The sequence below is a fragment of the Nostoc sp. genome (assembly GCF_036919675.1).
Classification (GTDB): Bacteria; Cyanobacteriota; Cyanobacteriia; order Cyanobacteriales; family Nostocaceae; genus Nostoc.
In genome coordinates this window covers 22,033-40,632 of sequence record NZ_JBALCP010000135.1, presented here as the reverse complement: position 1 = coordinate 40,632, position 18,600 = coordinate 22,033, and the positions used below count along the sequence as shown (strand labels likewise).

Genomic DNA, 18,600 nt, shown 5'->3' with positions numbered 1-18,600 from the left:
TCCGCCGCCAAATTGGAGAATAATCTATACCCACCGCCCAGTATCCAGGCAAAGGAACGCCGCTGCTAGACTCGGTTTAGCTGCACGCTGCAACCCCTTGAATTTTGAATTGTTTAATTACGGCTATCATCATGAGGTTTATTCGAGAATCTCAGTTTTGCAAAAATATTTGGTAAATAATCTGAAAAGCAGTAACTTCAGGTTGTAGAGCAGTATATACCTACATTAATCAGATGCAAGCAAGTTGGCGTTAAAAACCAACATCTGTGACAAAACATCAAAGCAGCAAACAGCTTACTAAATCGGTCATTCCAACATTTTACAAAACTAAACATATATAATTTTTATCGTGCCGACTCACTTACCTGGTTTATTTCTAATTGGTCTGTTACTAGTAGGAAAGCTATACTTAGTTAATAATATGTTTTTTGTAATTCCAAAAAACTCAGATTAAAATATTTATAATTAATCTTTATCTATGATGATTAATTATCAATGATTACTCAATATGTAATCTTAGCTTTTATTTTACAAGCATTTTTGAATGTTATATAATGGCGAAATAAGAGCATCATTTACACAAATCAGCGTGACATAATTATGAGAGAACAAGTAAAAGTTATTAAGCTCACTGGTAATTTAAACGCCACAACTTCACAAGACTTTCGACAAAATATCACTAATATTCTAGAAAGTGGTGCGAAAATTGTGTTAGTTGATTTTAAAGATGTAACATTTATGGATAGTTCAGGTTTGGGAGCTTTAGTCTTAGCTTTCAAAACCCTGCGAGCAGCAGATAGTAAGCTTGTTCTTTGCTCAATTAGTGAGCAAGTCAGGATATTATTTGAACTGACTAATATGGATAAAGTATTTGAAATATTCCCCAATCAAGACGCATTTAATCAAGTTTTAGTCTCCAAGACGTAATTAATCAAACTTCATTTGCAAAATAGATAAATCATCATCAAAAACATCTTTGGAGTTCAGAGCGATTAAATAACTCAGTACGTGATCAAGTTGGCCATCAACAGGATGTTGTAAGCTAACTAGTAGCTGAATAAAAGCATCCAAACTCCAAAGTATGCCATCTGATTTAGTTATTTCATAAGCGCCATCACTAAAAATATAAAGGGTACTGAATTTTTCAATATTGCAAAACCCATCAACATATTTCGCCTCTGGAAACATGCCAACTGGCATACCGGGGGTTTTCAAAAGTTTAACTTCAGACTTCCTGGGAGATGTACCTGTTACTAAAATTGCTGGTGGATGACCTGCACTAGCATAAATTAACTGGCGGTTGATTCGGTTGTAAACTCCATACCAAATTGTAAAGTATTTATCATTTTGATAATTCATCTGAAAAGTATCATTCAAAGCCTTTAATACATCACTAGGTTGATAGTAATTCAGACTTTTGAGCGCACGGGAACGCAGCAGATTTAGGACTGAAACAGAGGGAAGAGTAGCTTTGAGTCCATGTCCGGCAGTATCGAGTAAATAAATTGCTAAATAGTCAGCATCAAGCCAATAGTAATCGAAGCAGTCACCGCCGAGTTGCCGCGAGGGAATGAATCGGAAATTTATATTGAAGGGTTCCGTCATGGAAAGAGGCAGTAGCGATCGCACATATTCTGCGGCTTCTGACATTTCTGATTCTAAAAGTAACTTTTGAGCCTGCAAATCTCTACTCAACTGATGCAGGCGTAATCCCGCTCTTACCCGTGCTTGTAATTCATTGTGCTCAATAGGTTTGGAGATAAAATCATCAGCACCAGCATCTAGACCTTTGACGCAATCGGCAACGGAATCTAAGGATGTTAATAAAATAAAGAATGTCGTATAAAATTTGGGATCTGCCTTAATGCGCTGGCAAACTTCCAGTCCAGTCAACCCTGGCATGATCCAATCACAAATAATTAGTGCTGGACGGTAAGACAGTGCCTTTTCTATTCCTTCCTGGCCGCTACTGGCAGTAACTACCTCATAACCCTGTTTTTCCAACATCCTTTTCAGGAGTATTTTTATTGAATAGTCGTCATCAATTATTAGTATTTGAAACATAGAAAGTTATAGGGAACACCATTAATAACTTGCTGTTAAAATAGAACATAAAAATATCGTATGGGCTAATAAATTAGTAGTATCTATATATAGATACTACTAATTTATATTTTTCCGTCGAATTAATGACTTTTTAACGTCATAAAACATTATGGGGAAGCAAGAGGATTCACCCACAAGAGGATGGCACTTTTTAGATGGTTTAAATCGCGGTATGCTTCTTGCTTGAACCATTGCCCTAAGGCATCAAAGGGGGTAAAAGATGTTCCAGTTTGCCATTTAATGTCTTGACCTAGAGGTGTTGTGTGAGTTCCTGGTAAGGTCTGTGCTGTCACCATCTCATCAAAACGTTCTTGTAGGATTTTGGTTAAAGCTGCTGATTGATCAATGGTGTCATTGCTAAATTTTATTAATAAATTGCGCCGGATATTGTAACGCTCTTGGACAAGCTTATTGGTTTCCAACGGTGATGGGGTAAACTCGATTTTCAAAGTAGAGTTGAATTGTTCTACTAAGGGGATAGCTTCTTTAGCGGCGTAGTTGTTGAAGGATATTAAAATATTGCCTGCACGTTCTACTTGAAAGAGGCTACCAATCAGTAAGTGAAGTTTGCAGCCCATACTGTGTCCAACGCCGTAGATGGGGAAGTAAAGCTTGCGTAATGCCCCAGAATCATGTAAGCGTTCGAGGGTGCGGTCAAAGTTTAACAGCACGGATTTTGCGATCGCAGTATGATCCAATGTATTGACGAAAGGCGTAGCAATTACAACATAACCTTTACTTGCAAGTTGTTCGAGTAACCAGCGATAAGTGATGTGCGGTGCAGTGGCGACAAATGCACCTCCTAAAAAATGGATGATCCCTATGGGATTTCGGGGAATGATTACCCAGTTACCTCTGACTTCTTTCCAGTCCATGCCAATGAGCGATCGCTTTAGGAATATTCTTTATGTTAGACCGGGGATCGCAACCGTGGGAAGGATTATCCAAAAAGCCATTGAGGATATCTGGCAAATAGATTGGAAACCAACCCACCCAGCAGCATCTATGGACTTATCAGCAGCATCTACGCGTTCTCCAACTCACTTCTGTTACGCACAATCGCCCTGAGTATTGGTTTTAACGCTGAGTCTGTAATCTTTTCATTTCGTGTTGCACATCTAATGCAATCTGTAATGCTTCATTGAGTAACCTTCCATGCTCAGTAGCCTGTTCATTTACTTGCATGGCTGTTAAAGTTGCTAAATTGTTGACGAATAGCTCTGTATTACTAAGGATAAAGCTCTTATTTTCTCTCAAAATCCTTTCTGTTTTCAAAGCACGAACTAAATCGGCTTTGGTGAGCTTAAGCGCTGCCAGAACATTCTCTCTTTCTTTTATAAGTACCTCTGGATTACCAGCTTCTTCTATTTGGTCATTAATATCTATTGCTCTAATAACACTATTATATCTTTCAACATCATTTAACAGGATTTGCAGAGAATTTGTCATGTTGAGTTTGACAACTTTACTTTTACTTCTCCAGATTAAATATAAGATAGTTTGCGTAAGACCGCCAACCCAAAGACCTAAGAAAATTAATACTATCCAGGATGGAATTGTTATCCATGATAAAAATACTTTTATAATTATATCAAAGAAAAGATAGCCAAACACAAATGTAGCAAACCCAATAAAAATTACAGTTGCTCCTTCCGAACTTTTAATTTTTTGGATGTATAGGTTTGCTAATTTTTGGAGAGGATTTGTAATGATTAAAAGTTGATCATTGACAGGTAAATTAGTCAGCTTTTGCAGTTCATCCTGACTAATTTCCAAGCCCTGTAAATCATCACGCACAGCTTTTTAATCCTTGCCAGAATAGTTATTTAATCTAATATAGCAATCAAATTTCTGGAATGCTGGCATTTTGTCTAAACTTTTTTAAGCAAGTTAATATTTCTAGGCAATGTCAAAATTTTTTGTACAATATGATACTCTTTTGCTAAAACAACTATTTGTACTACAGCAATCCTATTTGAGTTGTGAAAACTATCGAACCGCCATCGCGCAGCGTCTCGCAGAGAAGCCACCTTCTCTACGAGAGGCTTTACCAACGCCAACGCGCAGCGTCTCGTAGAGAAGAGCGCCAAGAGGAGAAACAGAAAAGTTCATAAATCATTTAGGACTGCTATATAAGAGTAAGGAAAACAAAAATAAATCAATTCTTTGTAAATGTGATGAAAATGCAACAGGTTATTGTCGTGGTAAACAGTTATTTATAACTATAAGAAATAATAATCTAAAAGTCTGCAAAAACGGACTTTTTTATTGATTTATAAATAATCGCGTCTCACTTGTTACATTAACTTCGCTTTGGAGAAAATTGTTTCTGTTTTGAAACACTACGCTGAGGGTTTAAAAATGGGAGGATGGGACAGTCTAGCGTCATGGCGATCGCTCTTAGTAAATCTGCTTCTGAATCTGTAACTTTGTTATCTAATAATACTGTGTGGGCGCAGGCATCAACAATAGCTTGCTTGAGTTTGGGACTGGCAAGGCGGAGGCGCTCAATACTCTTCTTGAGTTCAGTAAAATTACAGGTAAGTGGCGTGTCTGGTTTTTCTAGCTCTCCGGCTTTAGGAAGTCGAAAAACTCCAGAACGAAAAGCATAGGTGATGTTTTCAGTGAACACATCGGGTTGGGACTGTCCCATCCGGGCAATTACGGACAGCACTAATAGACTATCGGCCAAATCTGTTCTATGGAGGTGAATTCTACCGTTGTAGCCGACGGAGGATTGATACTAGGTTGGAGACGATGCCACAGTATTAACTGCAACACAAAAGAGCAATTGCTTTTCCCCCCGCCCGGAGACGAAAGATTTTATATATAGCGCTTTTCGTTTGTATGCAATACAGTATCCTGATGTTCAAAGAAATTCATAGATACCTAAAAAGAGACGCGGGGAGTAGTTTTCATTTCAGGAGTGGCTTCTGGCAGTAATTCGGCAGCAATAAAGTTAAAAGTATTGGCTACCAAATTGGTGGGAAAAGATTCGCTCTTGGTGTTGTAAAGTGTCACCGTATCATTAAAAGCCTGACGTGCAAAAGCAATCCGGTTTTCGGTGGCAGATAATTCCTCCATTACTTGGCTCATGGCGCGATCGGCTTTGAATTCTGGATAAGATTCTGAAAGTACCATCAAGCGACTTAACGCACTCGTCAGCGCCCCTTCAGCATTAGCCAACTGCTGCATCGCTTGGGGATCACCGGGTTTTTGCACGGCACGACTGCTAGCGTTCATTGCAGAATTCCGGGCGGTAATAACTGCTTCTAAAGTTTCTCGCTCATGTTTCATGTACCCTTTGGCAGTTTCCACTAAGTTGGGAATTAAGTCATAGCGGCGCTGTAATTGAACATCGATTTGAGAGTAAGCATTTTTGTAACGGTTGCGATAGTTGACTAAATCGTTGTAGCTATTAATGATAATTACAGCAACAATGGTAACTAAAACAACAGAAAATATTAAAAGCCCCATATTTTTAGATTATTCGCATCAGGTACTTACTTTTTTGCAGATTTACCAATCACGGTAATCTTTATATCCAGCAAAATTTGTGTGGATATAAAGATGAGTCTACTTTTAGCAAGTTACTTCGTCGTCTGTAAAATTAGTTACGCAAATTTACTGGCACTGCACGAGATCCCCGACTTCTTTTACGAAGTCGGGGATCTAAACCTTGCGATTTTCACGGCTCAAAGAGAATTGCTATATGTCATCAGATAAGTTACCTATAAATCTGGATGAATAGGGAATAACCGCTGACAGCAAAAATAAAAAGGATGGCAGCAGGAAAAATTACTACATCTCTGACAATAAATAAAATCCAATCTTTTCTTAGTTCCTGTTTAAATTTTAATTCTCGTAGTTTTCGCTCAAGTTCTGAGTCTTCTTCTGACTGCAAGTTTACAGTTGAGATAATTAGTGGGTTATCGCCTTTGCTGGCAATTATTTTTGATAAATCTGTTATATCTGTCATGCTATTTAGATACCAATAATTTCAGTTTCAATATTTTGGTTATCATCTACAATCCAGATATGCCTACCTTTTTGCTTGGCTTCTACGGCTACTTCTAAGAGGGCGATCGCTTTTAGAAACACCTCAGCATTATCTCCATTCATATGTTGCGCCAGATTATTTAGTGTCTCATAAAGTTCTGGCGAGAAATCTAAATTTATTTGAATACGTTCGGTTTTTCCTTGTACAGTCATATAGATACAGATATCAGAGTCAAATTTATAAATAATCTTGCTTGCAAACCTTATCCACACGGAGTTTTAGTTTGCTTACGCATAATGGGCTAAGTTACTGGCGAATTCCTTTGATAAACTCTGTCCTCGCTTCAATTATCGAAGGCATTAAAACGCAACGTGCTAACAAACTTATATCTAGTTCTGGTAGGAATCGACTTTCAGGAATTTGCTCATAGTTATCGTTAGTGAGGTGATATACAGATAACTGATTATTTTCCCAAAACCAGACTTCAGGAATTTGAAACCGCTTATACTTTTCTAATTTATCTATGCTGCCACTAGTAATATTTATTTCAATTGCTAAATCAGGATTTTCTTTCTTTTCACCTATATAATAAGATTCATCAGGTTCAAAGGAAGCTCCCTTTTCTTTTGCTCGACGGGTGGCGCTACCTACAGGGATAAAATTTAGACCTATTTCAAAAAAGTATGTTTCTAGCAATATAGCCAGAATACTTTTGATAATTTCATGTTGTTCACCAAGAGTCATAAATTCCACACACCCATCAAGATAAGTTATCCGCAAACCTGGCGCATCTGCTGTTAAGGCTTCAAGTTTGTCAAATTTTTCCCAAGTGTAATGTCCAGGTAGGAGAAATCGTTGTTCTTGAAGGGTGGTGATTTTATTTAGGGTTTGTGGAATCATAGTTAATGTGCCTGTTTTTGCTAAGTTTCTAAGGCAGAGTCCAGTTTTCCAGTTTTAATCCGTTGATGCGTCGTAGTGACGAGTATTGTTTGTTACTAAAATATAGTTTTCTGAAAGTGCAACACTAGCAATTAGTAAATCAAATTCAGCAATTGTTTGTCCTATTCTACGGAGTTCTGCTTTTAATTCACCAAACGTTCTCAGAGGTTGTTTGAAAAGTGGTATGTTGTGATTTTAATCGAATTATTACCCCCCTTAATCCCCCCTTATAAAGGGGGGAAATAAGAAAATCCGGTTCCCTCCCCAATATATCGGGGAGGGTTAGGGTGGGGTAAAAATATTTGATACATCAATCATGACTTTTCAAACATCCTCTCAGAGCAGGATCGGTTAAAGGTACAACGGGTAAGTTTTGAATAAAGTCTTCTACACGAGTTAAATTTTCCACTACTCGTCGAGAATTATAAGCACCGAAATACAACTCGGCAACGGTGATACTGCAAATACAAATTTGCTCCCATCCTATTACTCTAACTTTATTCCTGACTGAATTAATATCTTTAATCCAATAAATATAAGTATTGGTATCAAGTAAATAAGTCATAGACTAATGTCATTGTTATAAATAGTACGACTATCATAAATATCTTTGACTATTTCCTCAGCACTACGTTCATCTTCCCAAGGGCCAAGCCTTTCCATAAATGTGTCTAGTGGATGCTGTTTTGGCTGCTCCTCAGATGAGAAAATGATTTCATTCACTATCAATTGATTTGCTTCTGGAACTCCTAATTTTTTGGTTTCCTCTTTAGCTACAACCATAATTTGCATCAACGTTATAGCCTGACGCAGAACATCACTTTTACTTGTGCCTATTTTCTCTGCTAGTTCGTCTAGTATCTGATTAAGTTCAGGCGACAAATCTAAATTTAAGCGAACCACCTTTTGAGTATTAGTCATGGTTCTATCATTGTGTAAAATATTAAGTACATTATAGTTGGCTGAGGCTATAAGATTGACAGCTTCCTTACCGGAGATATTTGAGAAACATCCCATTTATACTACAACTTCCCCGATAAAAACTTGCAATTCTTTAGCAATATAAGGTTTGCCATCTTTAGCTTGGACGTGAAGATATCCCGTAATGGCATCTTTAATATTTTCAATTGCTCCATCTAATGTTTTCCCTTGACTCACACAGCCTGGAAGTTCAGGAACCTCTGCAACATAGCCTTTATATTCTGAATCAAAGGTAAAAATTACTTGAAATTTCATAATAAATTAATCTTGTATAGTCGAGGTCTAGAATAAATATAACGCTCAAGTCTTAAGTTTGTTGCTTCATACCATTGGTAGAAGAGAGATTGCGCGATCGCGGCTGATAAATTAATGTGAACAGTGCATATATTTACTCTAAGACAATGGGGCGATCGCACTTGTTCAACTTGTCTTCTTGAGTACCGAACGACTAAAGTCGCGGCAAGACAATATTTGACGACATTACTACAAAGACTGAACACGCAAAAATTTGAATATTATAAGAACTTTCCCATAAAGTGATTTCAATACCAACATTGTAAAAGTAAAGATATTACACTACTTTTTAACTTTAATCATACTAAATTTTATTCAGCGTGTTAAATAAGCGAATATATAACTTGATAATATATTTATTGTGTAACTACCGATAATTGAAAATACAAAATTTCTCCATTGGGATTTTAAATTTAAATTTATCCTTTCTTTATATTCTACGTCTTTATTAGTTAATAGAAAAAAGCTTGGTTTAATATTATTTGCATTATTTGTAACTATAATCATTACAATAAATAATGCAATAAAAGAGAATAGTAAAAATATTCCTACTAAAAAATAAAATCTAGTTGTTTCACCATTTACAATATATTCAGCTATAACATTAATTTTGCTAGGTAAATCTTTGACACTGTTTAAAATATTTTTTACTTTGAACAGCTTATTAGCTATAAAAGTGTTTGTTACAGAATATGCTCCTCTAAAAGAGAAGAAAAAGAAAAATATCCCAGACGTAAATCCAATCCAATTTTGATTCTTTCTAATATACTTTTTTAACCCTCGTTCTAATTTAAAAATACTCTTTACTTGATTATTAAGCAAAGCTTCTATATCTATTCCCCATGACCTGGCAGTATGTTTTATAGTAAATTCAACATAACTTTCACTTTCTAAGTCTTCAATAATTATTCTAGTATTTTCATTATTTTTTCTTTTATGTTTGTGTGTCTTAATACCTTTATCTGTCCATAAACGTATATCGATACTCTGTTTTTCAGGATATTGTTTATTATAGAATTGAATAAGATAATCCCAACTAAGGTCAATAGCTACTGTAACCAGTGGTCATTACTTCCCTATAAGTAATTAATTCTGGATAGGAATTTAATTCTATAACAGAATTATCATCAAAATAAATTCTTGACTGAAAATTTATCAACTGACCATTATTTTGTTGATTTATTCTCTGATTTATCAAATCGTGAAAGTTAGTAATATCAGACCACTCAATTTCAAATCGACCATAAATTCTCTTTTCAATACTTTGAGGTCTACCTAGTAAATTAATTATGAAATCGTTAAACTGATCTGGTGCTACAGGTAGCGTAATATAACCACCAGTAGAAGAGTTCACATTAGAATAAATGACTGGATTATTTTGGTTTTGTTGCGGTTGATTATTAGTCATAAATTTTAGCAATTAATTATTTATGGTATAACCCGATCGCACCTTTTCGTCAATGCCTCAGTAGTCAATCCATTAAACGCCGTCAACTCACTAACACTCCCTGTAGCTTCCCCACGCTTCCACACAAAAGTATTGCGCTTCGTTTTAGCTGCTAAATCGAGTTTTGAACTTCTAAATCGAGTTTTGAACTTCTAAATCGAGTTTTGAACTTCTAAATCGAGTTTTGAACTTCTAAATCGAGTTTTGAACTTCCAAATCGAGTTTTGAACTTCTAAATCGAGTTTTGAACTTCTAAACTAGCTTCAGAACTCATAAATCAGGTATTAAAGTCAAAAATCTAGCTTCCATCTCATATAGCTCTTATTATCAACCAATTTCAGCCAATATCACTGCATTTTTCTTACCTGCTAATCTCAATCCACTAAAAGTTATCTTAAATAAAAAACGCAAATATACGGTTATCAACGCAATTTTTCAGCGTTTATATCCGTATAAATGCGATAAGAGGAGAAACTATTCCAGCCTTAATGCACTAATGCGATCGCACGTTTCGTTAACGCTTCAGCAGTCAATCCATTAAACGCCATCAATTCTCCAGCACTGGCTGTAGTTTCCCCACGTTTCCAAGCGAAAGTGTCGCGCTTGGCAGTACTCCGTAACAAAATTGGTTCTAGCATCGCCGCAGCGCCACCAGTGACAGCAATTAGCGCATCACCATCAAACAATTCGGCGAATTTGGCATCGTCTAAGAAACCGCCTTCAGGTTCAGAACATGTATCCCAAGCGGTATCATGGCTACGGTACAATTGCCGAGGATTGATGATAGAAACTATCTTTGCACCAATACCTTCAGTTTCCAAGAAAGCAGCAGCTTCAAATACTGGCATTAATGTCATATCGCCAATCACAGCAAATACAACTTGCTTATCACCAGCGACTTCATGCAATAGCACCGCACCATCGCGCAACCCTTGACGAGTTTGTTCAAAAGTGGTGCGAATTTGCAATGGCGATTTACTTGCAGTAATTACAATTCCCTTATTTTTACTTTTCAATGCCCAGTCATAACAGACTTGAATACTATTAGCATCAGGGGGAAATAATGGGAAAACATTGCCATTTCGCATCAAGGAAGCAAAGTAAGCTTCAATTTCTGGACGTTGGTGAGTCCAACCGTTACGCCCTTGCTCTAATGCGCCTGCTGTGAATAAAGTAATAGTCGAGGGAGTTTGACGACGCAATTCTGCCATTGCTTGAGTCACAGTTTGCCAAATTGGTACTCCGTTAATGGCAAAAGATTCGTAAGAACACCACAAAGTTCTCGCACCCATTAAGGCCAAACCCGCAGCTAAACCGGCACAAGCATCTTCACTCAATGGTTCATAAACTTGTCCGTTTGGTGCTTGGTAATATAAATCGTCGGTTGTGGGGTGGATAATTTTTAATGCTTGGTTGATATTGGCAATTCCAGATGCTTCGTTACCGTCGGCGTTGGTGACGAGGAAATTTTCATCTTTATTTCCAACTATTCCTACCAATCGTCCCATCGCAGTTGTGGAAACTTTGGGTTCAGCACCGACTGCATATTCTTCTAAAGGTAATTCACCTAAATCTGGTAATGGGAATTCAAATTCTGTCACCACAGTTTTCGCCGCCGGGCCACCGCCTGCGCGTTCTGCATTTGTCCGCACTAATTGCCAAGCTTCCGCAGACAAAGCACGGGTTTGTAATGCACTGATAATATGGGGAGCATTTAGCGTATCTTTGGGATAGAGGTTGTGAGATTTTGCCCCGCGCGCGTGGACTCCTGCACCTTTGAGTTGTTTAATTATAAATACGGTAAGTTTACCGCCCAGTGCCGATCGCGCTGCTTTATCCACACCCAAAAGTACTGCTTGAGTGAATTCTAGGCGCTTTTCAAAGGAAAAAGCAGTACTATCAACGTAATCCCCTGGTTGGTTTTGATCGTCGAAGTCTTTGGCATTAACTAATATGACTTCATCAAAACCGTTACCTTGCCAATATGCTTGCATCTGTTCATTGGTTTTGAGGGAAACCATGCTGTGATGTTCTTGGCTGTAACCGTTCCACACCAACACGGGTAAGAAGTTGGTGACAGCAGGATAAGCAGTATGGAAGTGAGCGATCGCACTTACAATATATGGTTCACCCAATCCACCATCACCAACTGTGAAGGGGAATAACTTATCTTTGTGCAACAGTGCAGCCGCCATTGCAAAGTGTTGCCCTTGCCCCAAAGGCCCCGCAGGTGCGAGAATACCGGGAATGAAACCAGAAAGGTGTCCTAAGAGTCCGTGCTTTTCTCGGAAGCGATCGCGCAATTGTTGGACTGTAAAAATTCCCATGTCCTCTAGCGAACGATCCAAGAACATGGCACTATAAAATCCAGGGGCGTGGTGTCCGACTTCAGTGATAATGTTTTTGTATCCCAGCATCACAAGAGATGCGTAAGCTTCTGCTTGGCTGGCGAATCCACCGGGATGCCCAGAGGCTTTAGTAGCGGTAACTTGCAAAATCAGGTAGCGGAGGGCATCAGCAGCCAGTAAAGTTTGATATACAGCTGCTTTGTCTGTGGGATCTGCGATCGCTATTTTACCCGACTCTATAGCAGGTGTTGCACCATGAGTTTCAAAATCTGGTAACGCTTCACCAAAATATTGAATCCCTTCAAAAAAATCGGGAAGCGCTGAAGATGCCTTTGGGGTGATTACAGTCATGCTGAGTACCTTTTGACGATGAGATTAAACTGTAGATGCTCGTTGAATTTAACAAAAATTTTACATCTTTGAGGTTGTAACAGTTTATTGCTTTTTTGCAACGTTAGAATAAGTAATTTAAATGGTTAGGCAACCAAAATTTCAGTTAGTTTAAGTAGCAGAAAAATATTAAGTAGCAAAAAAAGTTATGAAATTACCAAATGGGCCGCAAATCCCACCTGTTGCACAGATGGTGCGCTGGATTGCTAATCCGATGTCATTTATGGAGGCTTGTGCCAAAAGTTATGGCGATATTTTTACAATCAGTTTAAAGAAAAATTTTCCTCCTTTGGTGATGGTCAGCAACCCCCTAGCGTTACAGCAAATTTTGACAAATGATACCAAGGAACTAGAAGCGCCTGGTGATCTGAATGATCTGTTTGAATCTTTGCTGGGCAAGCATTCTGTAATTACTCTCAGCGGCGCAGAACACCAGCGCCAACGCCAGTTGTTAATGCCTCCCTTTCACGGCGAAAGAATGCGAAACTATAGCCAGGTGATTACCGATGTTACCCAGAAAGTTATCAGCCAATACCAGATAGGCAAACCCTTCAATATTCGGTCTGCTACTCAAGCCATTACCCTGCGGGTGATTATGCAAGCTGTGTTTGGGCTACATGAAGGGACTCGCGCCGAAAAACTACAGCAATTTTTGGGTGATATTTTAGAAAAGGGTAGTTCTCGGTTAAATGTAGCTTTGCTTTATTTTCCAGCTTTGCAAAGGGATTTTGGCCCAATTAACTTCTGGGGAAAACAGATGCGCCGTCAGCAGGAAGCTGACCAACTTATCTATGAGGAAATTCGGGAACGTCGAGAACAAGCAGATTCATCACGCACAGATATTCTCAGCTTACTCATGGCTGCTAGGGATGAAGCAGGTCAACCCATGACTGATCAAGAGTTACGCGATGAATTGATGACTCTGTTAGTCGCAGGTCACGAAACCACAGCTACAGCCCTAGCATGGGCATTATACTGGATTCACAAACTACCATCAGTACGCCAAAAGCTACTGCAAGAATTGGATAGCTTGGGCGATGACCCAGACCCCAGCATCATTTTCAAGTTACCCTATCTCAACGCTGTTTGCTCCGAAACATTACGCATTTACCCAGTAGGTATGCTCACCTTTCCTAGAGTAGTAAGAACACCCCTATCCTTGGGTGGTTACGAACTAGAACCGGGTATAGTCGTAGTTGGTTCTATTTATCTGACCCATCAGCGGGAAGATATTTACCCAGAACCTAAGCAGTTTAAGCCAGAACGCTTTTTAGAACGGCAATTTTCTGCCTATGAATATTTGCCCTTTGGCGGTGGTGCAAGGCGTTGTATTGGTCTAGCATTTGCCCAGTTGGAAATGAAGCTAGCACTTGCCAAAATCCTTTCCAGCCTTGAATTAGAATTAGTTGACAATGGTGAAGTGCGACCTAAACGCCGTGGTTTGGTGACAGGCCCAGATCGTCCTATCCAGATGGTTGTCAAAAGTCAACGTCAGGTGAAGTCTCCCATCCTACAGACAACCACTATTTAATACTGCGGGGGTTGATGGTTGCATTCAGCAAATTTTCAACTCCCATCTATATATTTAGATAGATTTTCAATGCTTCTACATCATCCCTCATAGTCCTTTTTTAAGGAGGTCTATGGGGTATTTTAATTTAATATATTGCAACATTTGTAAAAAAATGAGTTGTAAAACTGGTATCGTACACCAAAAGGCGTAATTTAAGTGGGTATATACCCAAAATATTTTTAGTAAGTTTTTTCCGTAAATGCTTCTAAAGATTCAGAAAAAATATTACTATTATCCTTGTGAAAATTAATGGTAATGATTTGCCAATAGGGTTTACTTAGTGGTAGTTGACTGCCGAACATTCCCCCAAACTCTTAAAAAGGCTTGCTATAATTGCCTGCTTTTAAGGAGCGTTAGAGAGGATGAAGTCTTAACCCAAGCCCATTGAATTATTTGCAGTTTCCTAAATCCTAAAAGAATCGAATAAACAATGAAAGTACTTGAGAATATACACACACCAGCTTTGCTACAAACTCTACAATTAATTGCTCAACCCACAAAAACTTTAGAAAATTATGCTGCTAAGTATGGTGAGATTTTTACAATGCGGGTAATGGGTTTAAAGTCGCCACCGATAGTATTTTTTAGCCATCCCCAAGCAATTAGTGATTGTTTTGCCATCCCTGCACACAAGTTAGATTTTAAGAAAGCAACCCATGTATTTAAACCCTTGTTTGGAGAAAATTCTCTTGTATTTCAAGAAGCGCGATCGCACCAACAACAGAGGCAGTTATTACTACCAGCCTTTCATGGGGATAATTTAAAGTCTTATGGGCAAGCAATTTGTCAAATAACTGAAGAAGTTACACAAAATTGGACATCAGGTACAGATATTTGTATACACAACTTAATGTCAGATATCACTTTAGAAATTATCTTAAAGGTGGTATTTGGTATTACTCACGGGGCGCATTACCAACAATTAAAAGAACAATTGAGTTCTTTGTTAGAAGACGTAACTAAACCTTGGTATTCCAGCTTATTTTTCTTTCCTTTGCTGCAACAAGATTTAGGTGCATGGAGTCCTTGGGGAATTTTCCTAAAAAGACGAGAGGAAATTGACAAACTCATTTATGCAGAAATTTCTGAAAGACGTTTGCAAAATGATGCTGCGCGTACAGATATTCTCACTATGCTGATATTAGCGCGTGACGTAAATGGAGAACAGATGACAGATAAGGAATTACGCGATCAACTAGTTTCATTACTGCTGTTGGGTTACGAAACTACATCTGGCGTATTAGCCTGGGTATTTCATTTAATTCACTCTCACCCAGAGGTGAAAAATCAGCTAATGCAAGAACTAAACACTTTGGATAATCTCACAAATACTGAAGCAATTACACAATTACCTTATCTCACCGCCGTCTGTCAAGAAACACTGCGAATTCATCCAATTGCTTTAATTTGCACACCGCGAATGGTACAAGATAGAGTGGAAATTATGGGGCATGAATTTACATCAGAAACAGTTTTAGTTCCTTGTATTTATCTAGCCCATCGCCGAACCGAGACTTACCGAGAACCAGAACAGTTCCGCCCAGAAAGATTTATCAACCAAAAATTTTCACCTTATGAATATTTCCCCTTTGGTGGTGGTTATCGCGGTTGCATTGGTGGCGCATTTTCCATGTATGAAATAAAATTAGTAACAGCGATAATATTATCGAATTTTGAACTAAGCCTTACTGATAAACGTCCAGTGCATCCAGTCCGTCGCGGTATTACAATTGTCCCTAGTGGTGGTGTAAAAATGTTTGTTACTAAAAAGGCAAAACTTAAAAGACAAACAAGACTTTTTACTTGATTACTTAATCCTCTGACTTATATATACCGGAATGTAGATTCGCTCGTTAGGATTTAGCCTTTACAGTAACTAGTAAGAGGACATTTAGGAGATTAATAATTCATGCCTGACGATAATCGGTTGGAAGAAAAATTTCTATCCCAGGAAGCTGAAAAAAGAATATCCGAAAAGCTAGATGAAGCAGAAAAAATAGAAATAGATGTACAAACTGATCTGTTGAAAATAATTCAGGGACAGGCGGATGGAGTTTCGATTGCTGGTAAAGGATTAGTGATCAAAGAAGACATTCGCATACAGGAAATAAAACTGCAAACAGATAGTATTGCCATCAATCCCTTCAGCGCTCTTTTTGGTCAAATAGAACTCAATGAGGCCGTAAATGCCATTGCTCGGATTGTACTCACAGAAGTGGATATGAACCGCACTTTGGCATCAGACTTTGTTAGCAGCCAGATGCAAAAGTTTGATTTTGATGTAGATGGCGAGATTGTGAGTTTTGAGCCGCAAAAAATTCAAGTATTTTTACCTGGTGAAGGCAAAATTGAATGTAGAGGAAGATTGCTATTAAAGGAAAAGGGAAATACTCGCCCTTTAGCTTACACTGCGGTGCTTCGCCCACGGACTCATTCCCAACCCGCGATGCTGGAGAGTTTTAACTGCACCGAGGGAGAGGGTGTTTCAATAGAATTAGTTACAGCATTAATGCAGAAAGCCAAAGAACTGATGAATCTACCATCTTTGAAATGGGAAGATATGGCGTTCAAGATTAAAGATATAAAAGTAGAAAAGGGTAGTTTGACACTTTTGGTAGAAACTCAAGTGAAGCAAATACCCTCATCAATAACTGAACTATCTCTTTAGTAGTATTGACACTAGTTAAGGATAATTTTTGTAACTGGGGAATGATGTAAATTTTTGAAAATTTTTGTAAGCTTTTAAAAGCTACTTAATTTAAAAATGACAACTATGCAAGAGTATGATGTTGTGCTGATCGGTGCTGGGCACAATGGGCTAGTTTGTGCAGCTTATTTGCTGAAAGCTGGTTATAGCGTCCTGTTACTAGAAAAGCGTTCTGTTATCGGTGGTGCAGCAACAACTGAAGAATGTTTACCCCAAGAAGCTCCTGGATTTAAATTTAACTTGTGTGCTATTGACCATGAATTTATTCACTTGGGCCCAGTTGTTGAAGAATTAGAACTAGAAAAATACGGCTTGCATTATCTGGAATGCGATCCGGTTGTTTTCTGTCCTCATCCTGATGGCAAGTATTTCTTAGCACATAAGTCAGTGGAAAAGACTTGTGCAGAAATTGCTCGTTACAGTGAACGTGATGCCAAAAAATATGCTGAATTTGTAGACTTTTGGCAGCGAGCGCTAGGTGCAATGATTCCCATGTTTAATGCACCGCCGAAATCAGTTATAGATATCCTTGGTAACTACGACATCACCAAACTGAAAGATTTATTTTCTGTGATTGGTTCCCCTAACAAAACGCTGGACTTTATTCGCACAATGTTGAACAGCGCTGAGGATTTACTTAACGAGTGGTTTGATGAGGAATTTCTGAAAGCGCCACTAGCCAGACTAGCAGCAGAACTTGGGGCACCACCATCGCAAAAAACCCTTGCCATTGGTGCAATCATGATGGCAATGCGTCACAATCCCGGAATGGCCAGACCTCGCGGCGGAACTGGCGCACTTGTGCAAGCTTTGGTGAATTTAGTCACAAGTAAAGGTGGGGTTATTCTCGCAGATCAGCAGGTTGAAAAAGTTTTAATTGATGATGGAAAAGCTGTGGGTGTGCGAGTTGCTGGTGGTAAAGAATATCGCGCTAAACACGGGGTTATTTCTAATATTGATGCCAAGCGGTTATTTTTGCAAATGACTGATAAAAGCGAAGTTGATGGAGCCGATCCAGATTTATGGGAAAGATTAGAACGCCGCATCGTTAACAATAACGAAACCATCCTCAAGATAGATTTGGCTTTAGACGAACCACTACACTTTCCACACCACGCCCACAAAGACGAATATCTCGTTGGTTCCATCTTGATTGCCGATTCTGTGGCTCATGTAGAACAGGCTCATAGCAAATGTACCTTGGGAGAGATTCCTGATGCTGACCCATCAATGTACTTGGTGATGCCTAGCTATTTAGACCCCACATTAGCACCACCAGGTAAGCACACTGCATGGATTGAGTTTTTTGCCCCTTATCAAATTGCGGGTGCAGAAGGCACTGGTTTGAAAGGTACTGGTTGGACAGATGAATTGAAAAACAAAGTTGCAGATAAGGTGATTGATAAATTGGCAGACTATGCACCAAATGTCAAGAATGCAACTATCGCCCGTCGTGTAGAAAGTCCAGCAGAACTAGGAGAAAGATTAGGTGCGTACAAAGGGAATTATTACCATGTTGACATGACTTTAGATCAGATGATATTTTTCCGTCCCTTGCCAGAAATAGCGAACTACAAAACACCAATTGATAATCTGTTTTTGACTGGTGCAGGAACTCATCCAGGCGGTTCGATTTCAGGAATGCCAGGACGCAATTGTGCCCGCGCATTTTTGCAGGCAAAACATCCCATTAGCCAAACTTTGAAGGATGCAAGAGATTCGATTAAGTCAACTGTTGAGTCAGTGTTTGGGATTAGTTAGGCATTGCAAAGTTAAAGCCTATTATCCGTTTTGTGCTTTTGTGTCTTTGTGCTG

Annotated in this window: 20 protein-coding genes; 5 read left to right on the top strand and 15 right to left on the bottom strand. The window is 38.6% G+C overall.

All coding sequences use genetic code 11. The annotated features are described in order from the left end of the window. Positions 1-600: 600 nt before the first annotated feature. On the top strand, positions 601-927 hold the full coding sequence (locus tag V7K49_RS32210) for an STAS domain-containing protein (RefSeq protein ID WP_334874489.1): 327 nt from the start codon (positions 601-603) through the stop codon (positions 925-927). On the opposite strand, the gene V7K49_RS32205 is transcribed toward V7K49_RS32210, so the two are convergent. The 15 genes from V7K49_RS32205 to V7K49_RS32130 form a co-directional block, all read right to left on the bottom strand. After that, the gene (locus V7K49_RS32205; protein WP_334874487.1) at positions 928-2,064 is read right to left on the bottom strand and encodes a PP2C family protein-serine/threonine phosphatase; all 1,137 of its coding nucleotides are present in this window, start codon (positions 2,062-2,064) and stop codon (positions 928-930) included. 149 nt (positions 2,065-2,213) lie between these two features. Beyond that, positions 2,214-2,981 (bottom strand): DUF1350 family protein, encoded by a 768-nt coding sequence (locus V7K49_RS32200; protein ID WP_334874485.1) that lies wholly within the window; start codon positions 2,979-2,981, stop codon positions 2,214-2,216. Further along, positions 2,956-3,099 (bottom strand): hypothetical protein, encoded by a 144-nt coding sequence (locus tag V7K49_RS32195; protein ID WP_335209277.1) that lies wholly within the window; start codon positions 3,097-3,099, stop codon positions 2,956-2,958. Before V7K49_RS32195 ends, V7K49_RS32200 begins: the two co-directional genes overlap by 26 nt. Before the next feature lie 84 nt (positions 3,100-3,183). Then, positions 3,184-3,903 carry a hypothetical protein gene (locus V7K49_RS32190; protein ID WP_335209275.1) on the bottom strand — a complete coding sequence of 240 codons (720 nt, stop codon included), beginning with the start codon at positions 3,901-3,903 and terminating at the stop codon, positions 3,184-3,186. 505 nt (positions 3,904-4,408) lie between these two features. Further along, positions 4,409-4,798, bottom strand: a complete 390-nt coding sequence (locus V7K49_RS32185) for a hypothetical protein (RefSeq protein WP_335209273.1) — start codon at positions 4,796-4,798, stop codon at positions 4,409-4,411. 197 nt (positions 4,799-4,995) lie between these two features. After that, positions 4,996-5,583, bottom strand: coding sequence for a LemA family protein (locus tag V7K49_RS32180; RefSeq protein WP_335209271.1), 588 nt, complete (start codon positions 5,581-5,583; stop codon positions 4,996-4,998). 250 nt (positions 5,584-5,833) lie between these two features. Next, the gene (locus V7K49_RS32175; RefSeq protein ID WP_335209269.1) at positions 5,834-6,085 is read right to left on the bottom strand and encodes a hypothetical protein; all 252 of its coding nucleotides are present in this window, start codon (positions 6,083-6,085) and stop codon (positions 5,834-5,836) included. A 5-nt stretch (positions 6,086-6,090) separates the two neighbouring features. Then, entirely contained in the window at positions 6,091-6,318 is a 228-nt protein-coding gene (locus V7K49_RS32170; protein ID WP_335209267.1) for a DNA-binding protein, read from the bottom strand. Positions 6,319-6,412: 94 nt separating this feature from the next. After that, a complete protein-coding gene (locus V7K49_RS32165) occupies positions 6,413-7,006 on the bottom strand; it encodes a Uma2 family endonuclease (RefSeq protein WP_335209265.1) in 594 nt (197 codons plus the stop codon). A gap of 349 nt (positions 7,007-7,355) precedes the next feature. Beyond that, positions 7,356-7,610 carry a PIN domain-containing protein gene (locus tag V7K49_RS32155; protein WP_335209263.1) on the bottom strand — a complete coding sequence of 85 codons (255 nt, stop codon included), beginning with the start codon at positions 7,608-7,610 and terminating at the stop codon, positions 7,356-7,358. Continuing rightward, positions 7,607-7,966 carry a CopG family transcriptional regulator gene (locus tag V7K49_RS32150; RefSeq protein ID WP_335209262.1) on the bottom strand — a complete coding sequence of 120 codons (360 nt, stop codon included), beginning with the start codon at positions 7,964-7,966 and terminating at the stop codon, positions 7,607-7,609. The genes V7K49_RS32155 and V7K49_RS32150 overlap by 4 nt, the downstream gene beginning before the upstream one ends. A 96-nt stretch (positions 7,967-8,062) precedes the next feature. Beyond that, positions 8,063-8,281, bottom strand: coding sequence for a type II toxin-antitoxin system HicB family antitoxin (locus V7K49_RS32145; protein ID WP_335209261.1), 219 nt, complete (start codon positions 8,279-8,281; stop codon positions 8,063-8,065). 354 nt (positions 8,282-8,635) lie between these two features. Continuing rightward, a complete protein-coding gene (locus tag V7K49_RS32140) occupies positions 8,636-9,142 on the bottom strand; it encodes a hypothetical protein (protein WP_335209259.1) in 507 nt (168 codons plus the stop codon). A gap of 220 nt (positions 9,143-9,362) precedes the next feature. Beyond that, the gene (locus V7K49_RS32135) at positions 9,363-9,728 is read right to left on the bottom strand and encodes a hypothetical protein (protein WP_335209257.1); all 366 of its coding nucleotides are present in this window, start codon (positions 9,726-9,728) and stop codon (positions 9,363-9,365) included. A gap of 524 nt (positions 9,729-10,252) precedes the next feature. Continuing rightward, the gene (locus V7K49_RS32130) at positions 10,253-12,466 is read right to left on the bottom strand and encodes a phosphoketolase (protein ID WP_335209256.1); all 2,214 of its coding nucleotides are present in this window, start codon (positions 12,464-12,466) and stop codon (positions 10,253-10,255) included. Positions 12,467-12,653: 187 nt separating this feature from the next. Here V7K49_RS32130 and V7K49_RS32125 point away from each other — a divergent pair, with 187 nt between their 5' ends. The 4 genes from V7K49_RS32125 to crtO all read left to right on the top strand — a co-directional run bounded on the left by V7K49_RS32125 (position 12,654) and on the right by crtO (position 18,546). Further along, positions 12,654-14,036 carry a cytochrome P450 gene (locus V7K49_RS32125; RefSeq protein ID WP_335209255.1) on the top strand — a complete coding sequence of 461 codons (1,383 nt, stop codon included), beginning with the start codon at positions 12,654-12,656 and terminating at the stop codon, positions 14,034-14,036. Between the two features lie 472 nt (positions 14,037-14,508). Further along, complete coding sequence (locus V7K49_RS32120; RefSeq protein ID WP_335209254.1) at positions 14,509-15,885, top strand: cytochrome P450; 1,377 nt, start codon at positions 14,509-14,511, stop codon at positions 15,883-15,885. Between the two features lie 102 nt (positions 15,886-15,987). Beyond that, a complete protein-coding gene (locus V7K49_RS32115) occupies positions 15,988-16,746 on the top strand; it encodes an LmeA family phospholipid-binding protein (protein ID WP_335209253.1) in 759 nt (252 codons plus the stop codon). Between the two features lie 105 nt (positions 16,747-16,851). Next, the gene (crtO, locus tag V7K49_RS32110; RefSeq protein ID WP_335209350.1) at positions 16,852-18,546 is read left to right on the top strand and encodes a beta-carotene ketolase CrtO; all 1,695 of its coding nucleotides are present in this window, start codon (positions 16,852-16,854) and stop codon (positions 18,544-18,546) included. The last annotated feature ends 54 nt before the right edge of the window (positions 18,547-18,600 follow it).

Excerpts from the sequence above, each read along its gene's own strand:
- V7K49_RS32155 (WP_335209263.1), bottom strand. The coding sequence starts at position 7,610 with ATGACTTATTTACTTGATACCAATACTTATATTTATTGGATTAAAGAT.
- V7K49_RS32145 (WP_335209261.1), bottom strand. The coding sequence starts at position 8,281 with ATGAAATTTCAAGTAATTTTTACCTTTGATTCAGAATATAAAGGCTAT.
- V7K49_RS32205 (WP_334874487.1), bottom strand. The coding sequence starts at position 2,064 with ATGTTTCAAATACTAATAATTGATGACGACTATTCAATAAAAATACTC.
- V7K49_RS32175 (WP_335209269.1), bottom strand. The coding sequence starts at position 6,085 with ATGACAGATATAACAGATTTATCAAAAATAATTGCCAGCAAAGGCGAT.
- V7K49_RS32210 (WP_334874489.1), top strand. The coding sequence starts at position 601 with ATGAGAGAACAAGTAAAAGTTATTAAGCTCACTGGTAATTTAAACGCC.
- V7K49_RS32130 (WP_335209256.1), bottom strand. The coding sequence starts at position 12,466 with ATGACTGTAATCACCCCAAAGGCATCTTCAGCGCTTCCCGATTTTTTT.
- V7K49_RS32125 (WP_335209255.1), top strand. The coding sequence starts at position 12,654 with ATGAAATTACCAAATGGGCCGCAAATCCCACCTGTTGCACAGATGGTG.
- V7K49_RS32170 (WP_335209267.1), bottom strand. The coding sequence starts at position 6,318 with ATGACTGTACAAGGAAAAACCGAACGTATTCAAATAAATTTAGATTTC.
- V7K49_RS32135 (WP_335209257.1), bottom strand. The coding sequence starts at position 9,728 with ATGACTAATAATCAACCGCAACAAAACCAAAATAATCCAGTCATTTAT.
- V7K49_RS32150 (WP_335209262.1), bottom strand. The coding sequence starts at position 7,966 with ATGACTAATACTCAAAAGGTGGTTCGCTTAAATTTAGATTTGTCGCCT.
- V7K49_RS32180 (WP_335209271.1), bottom strand. The coding sequence starts at position 5,583 with ATGGGGCTTTTAATATTTTCTGTTGTTTTAGTTACCATTGTTGCTGTA.
- crtO (WP_335209350.1), top strand. The coding sequence starts at position 16,852 with ATGCAAGAGTATGATGTTGTGCTGATCGGTGCTGGGCACAATGGGCTA.
- V7K49_RS32120 (WP_335209254.1), top strand. The coding sequence starts at position 14,509 with ATGAAAGTACTTGAGAATATACACACACCAGCTTTGCTACAAACTCTA.
- V7K49_RS32165 (WP_335209265.1), bottom strand. The coding sequence starts at position 7,006 with ATGATTCCACAAACCCTAAATAAAATCACCACCCTTCAAGAACAACGA.
- V7K49_RS32200 (WP_334874485.1), bottom strand. The coding sequence starts at position 2,981 with ATGGACTGGAAAGAAGTCAGAGGTAACTGGGTAATCATTCCCCGAAAT.
- V7K49_RS32115 (WP_335209253.1), top strand. The coding sequence starts at position 15,988 with ATGCCTGACGATAATCGGTTGGAAGAAAAATTTCTATCCCAGGAAGCT.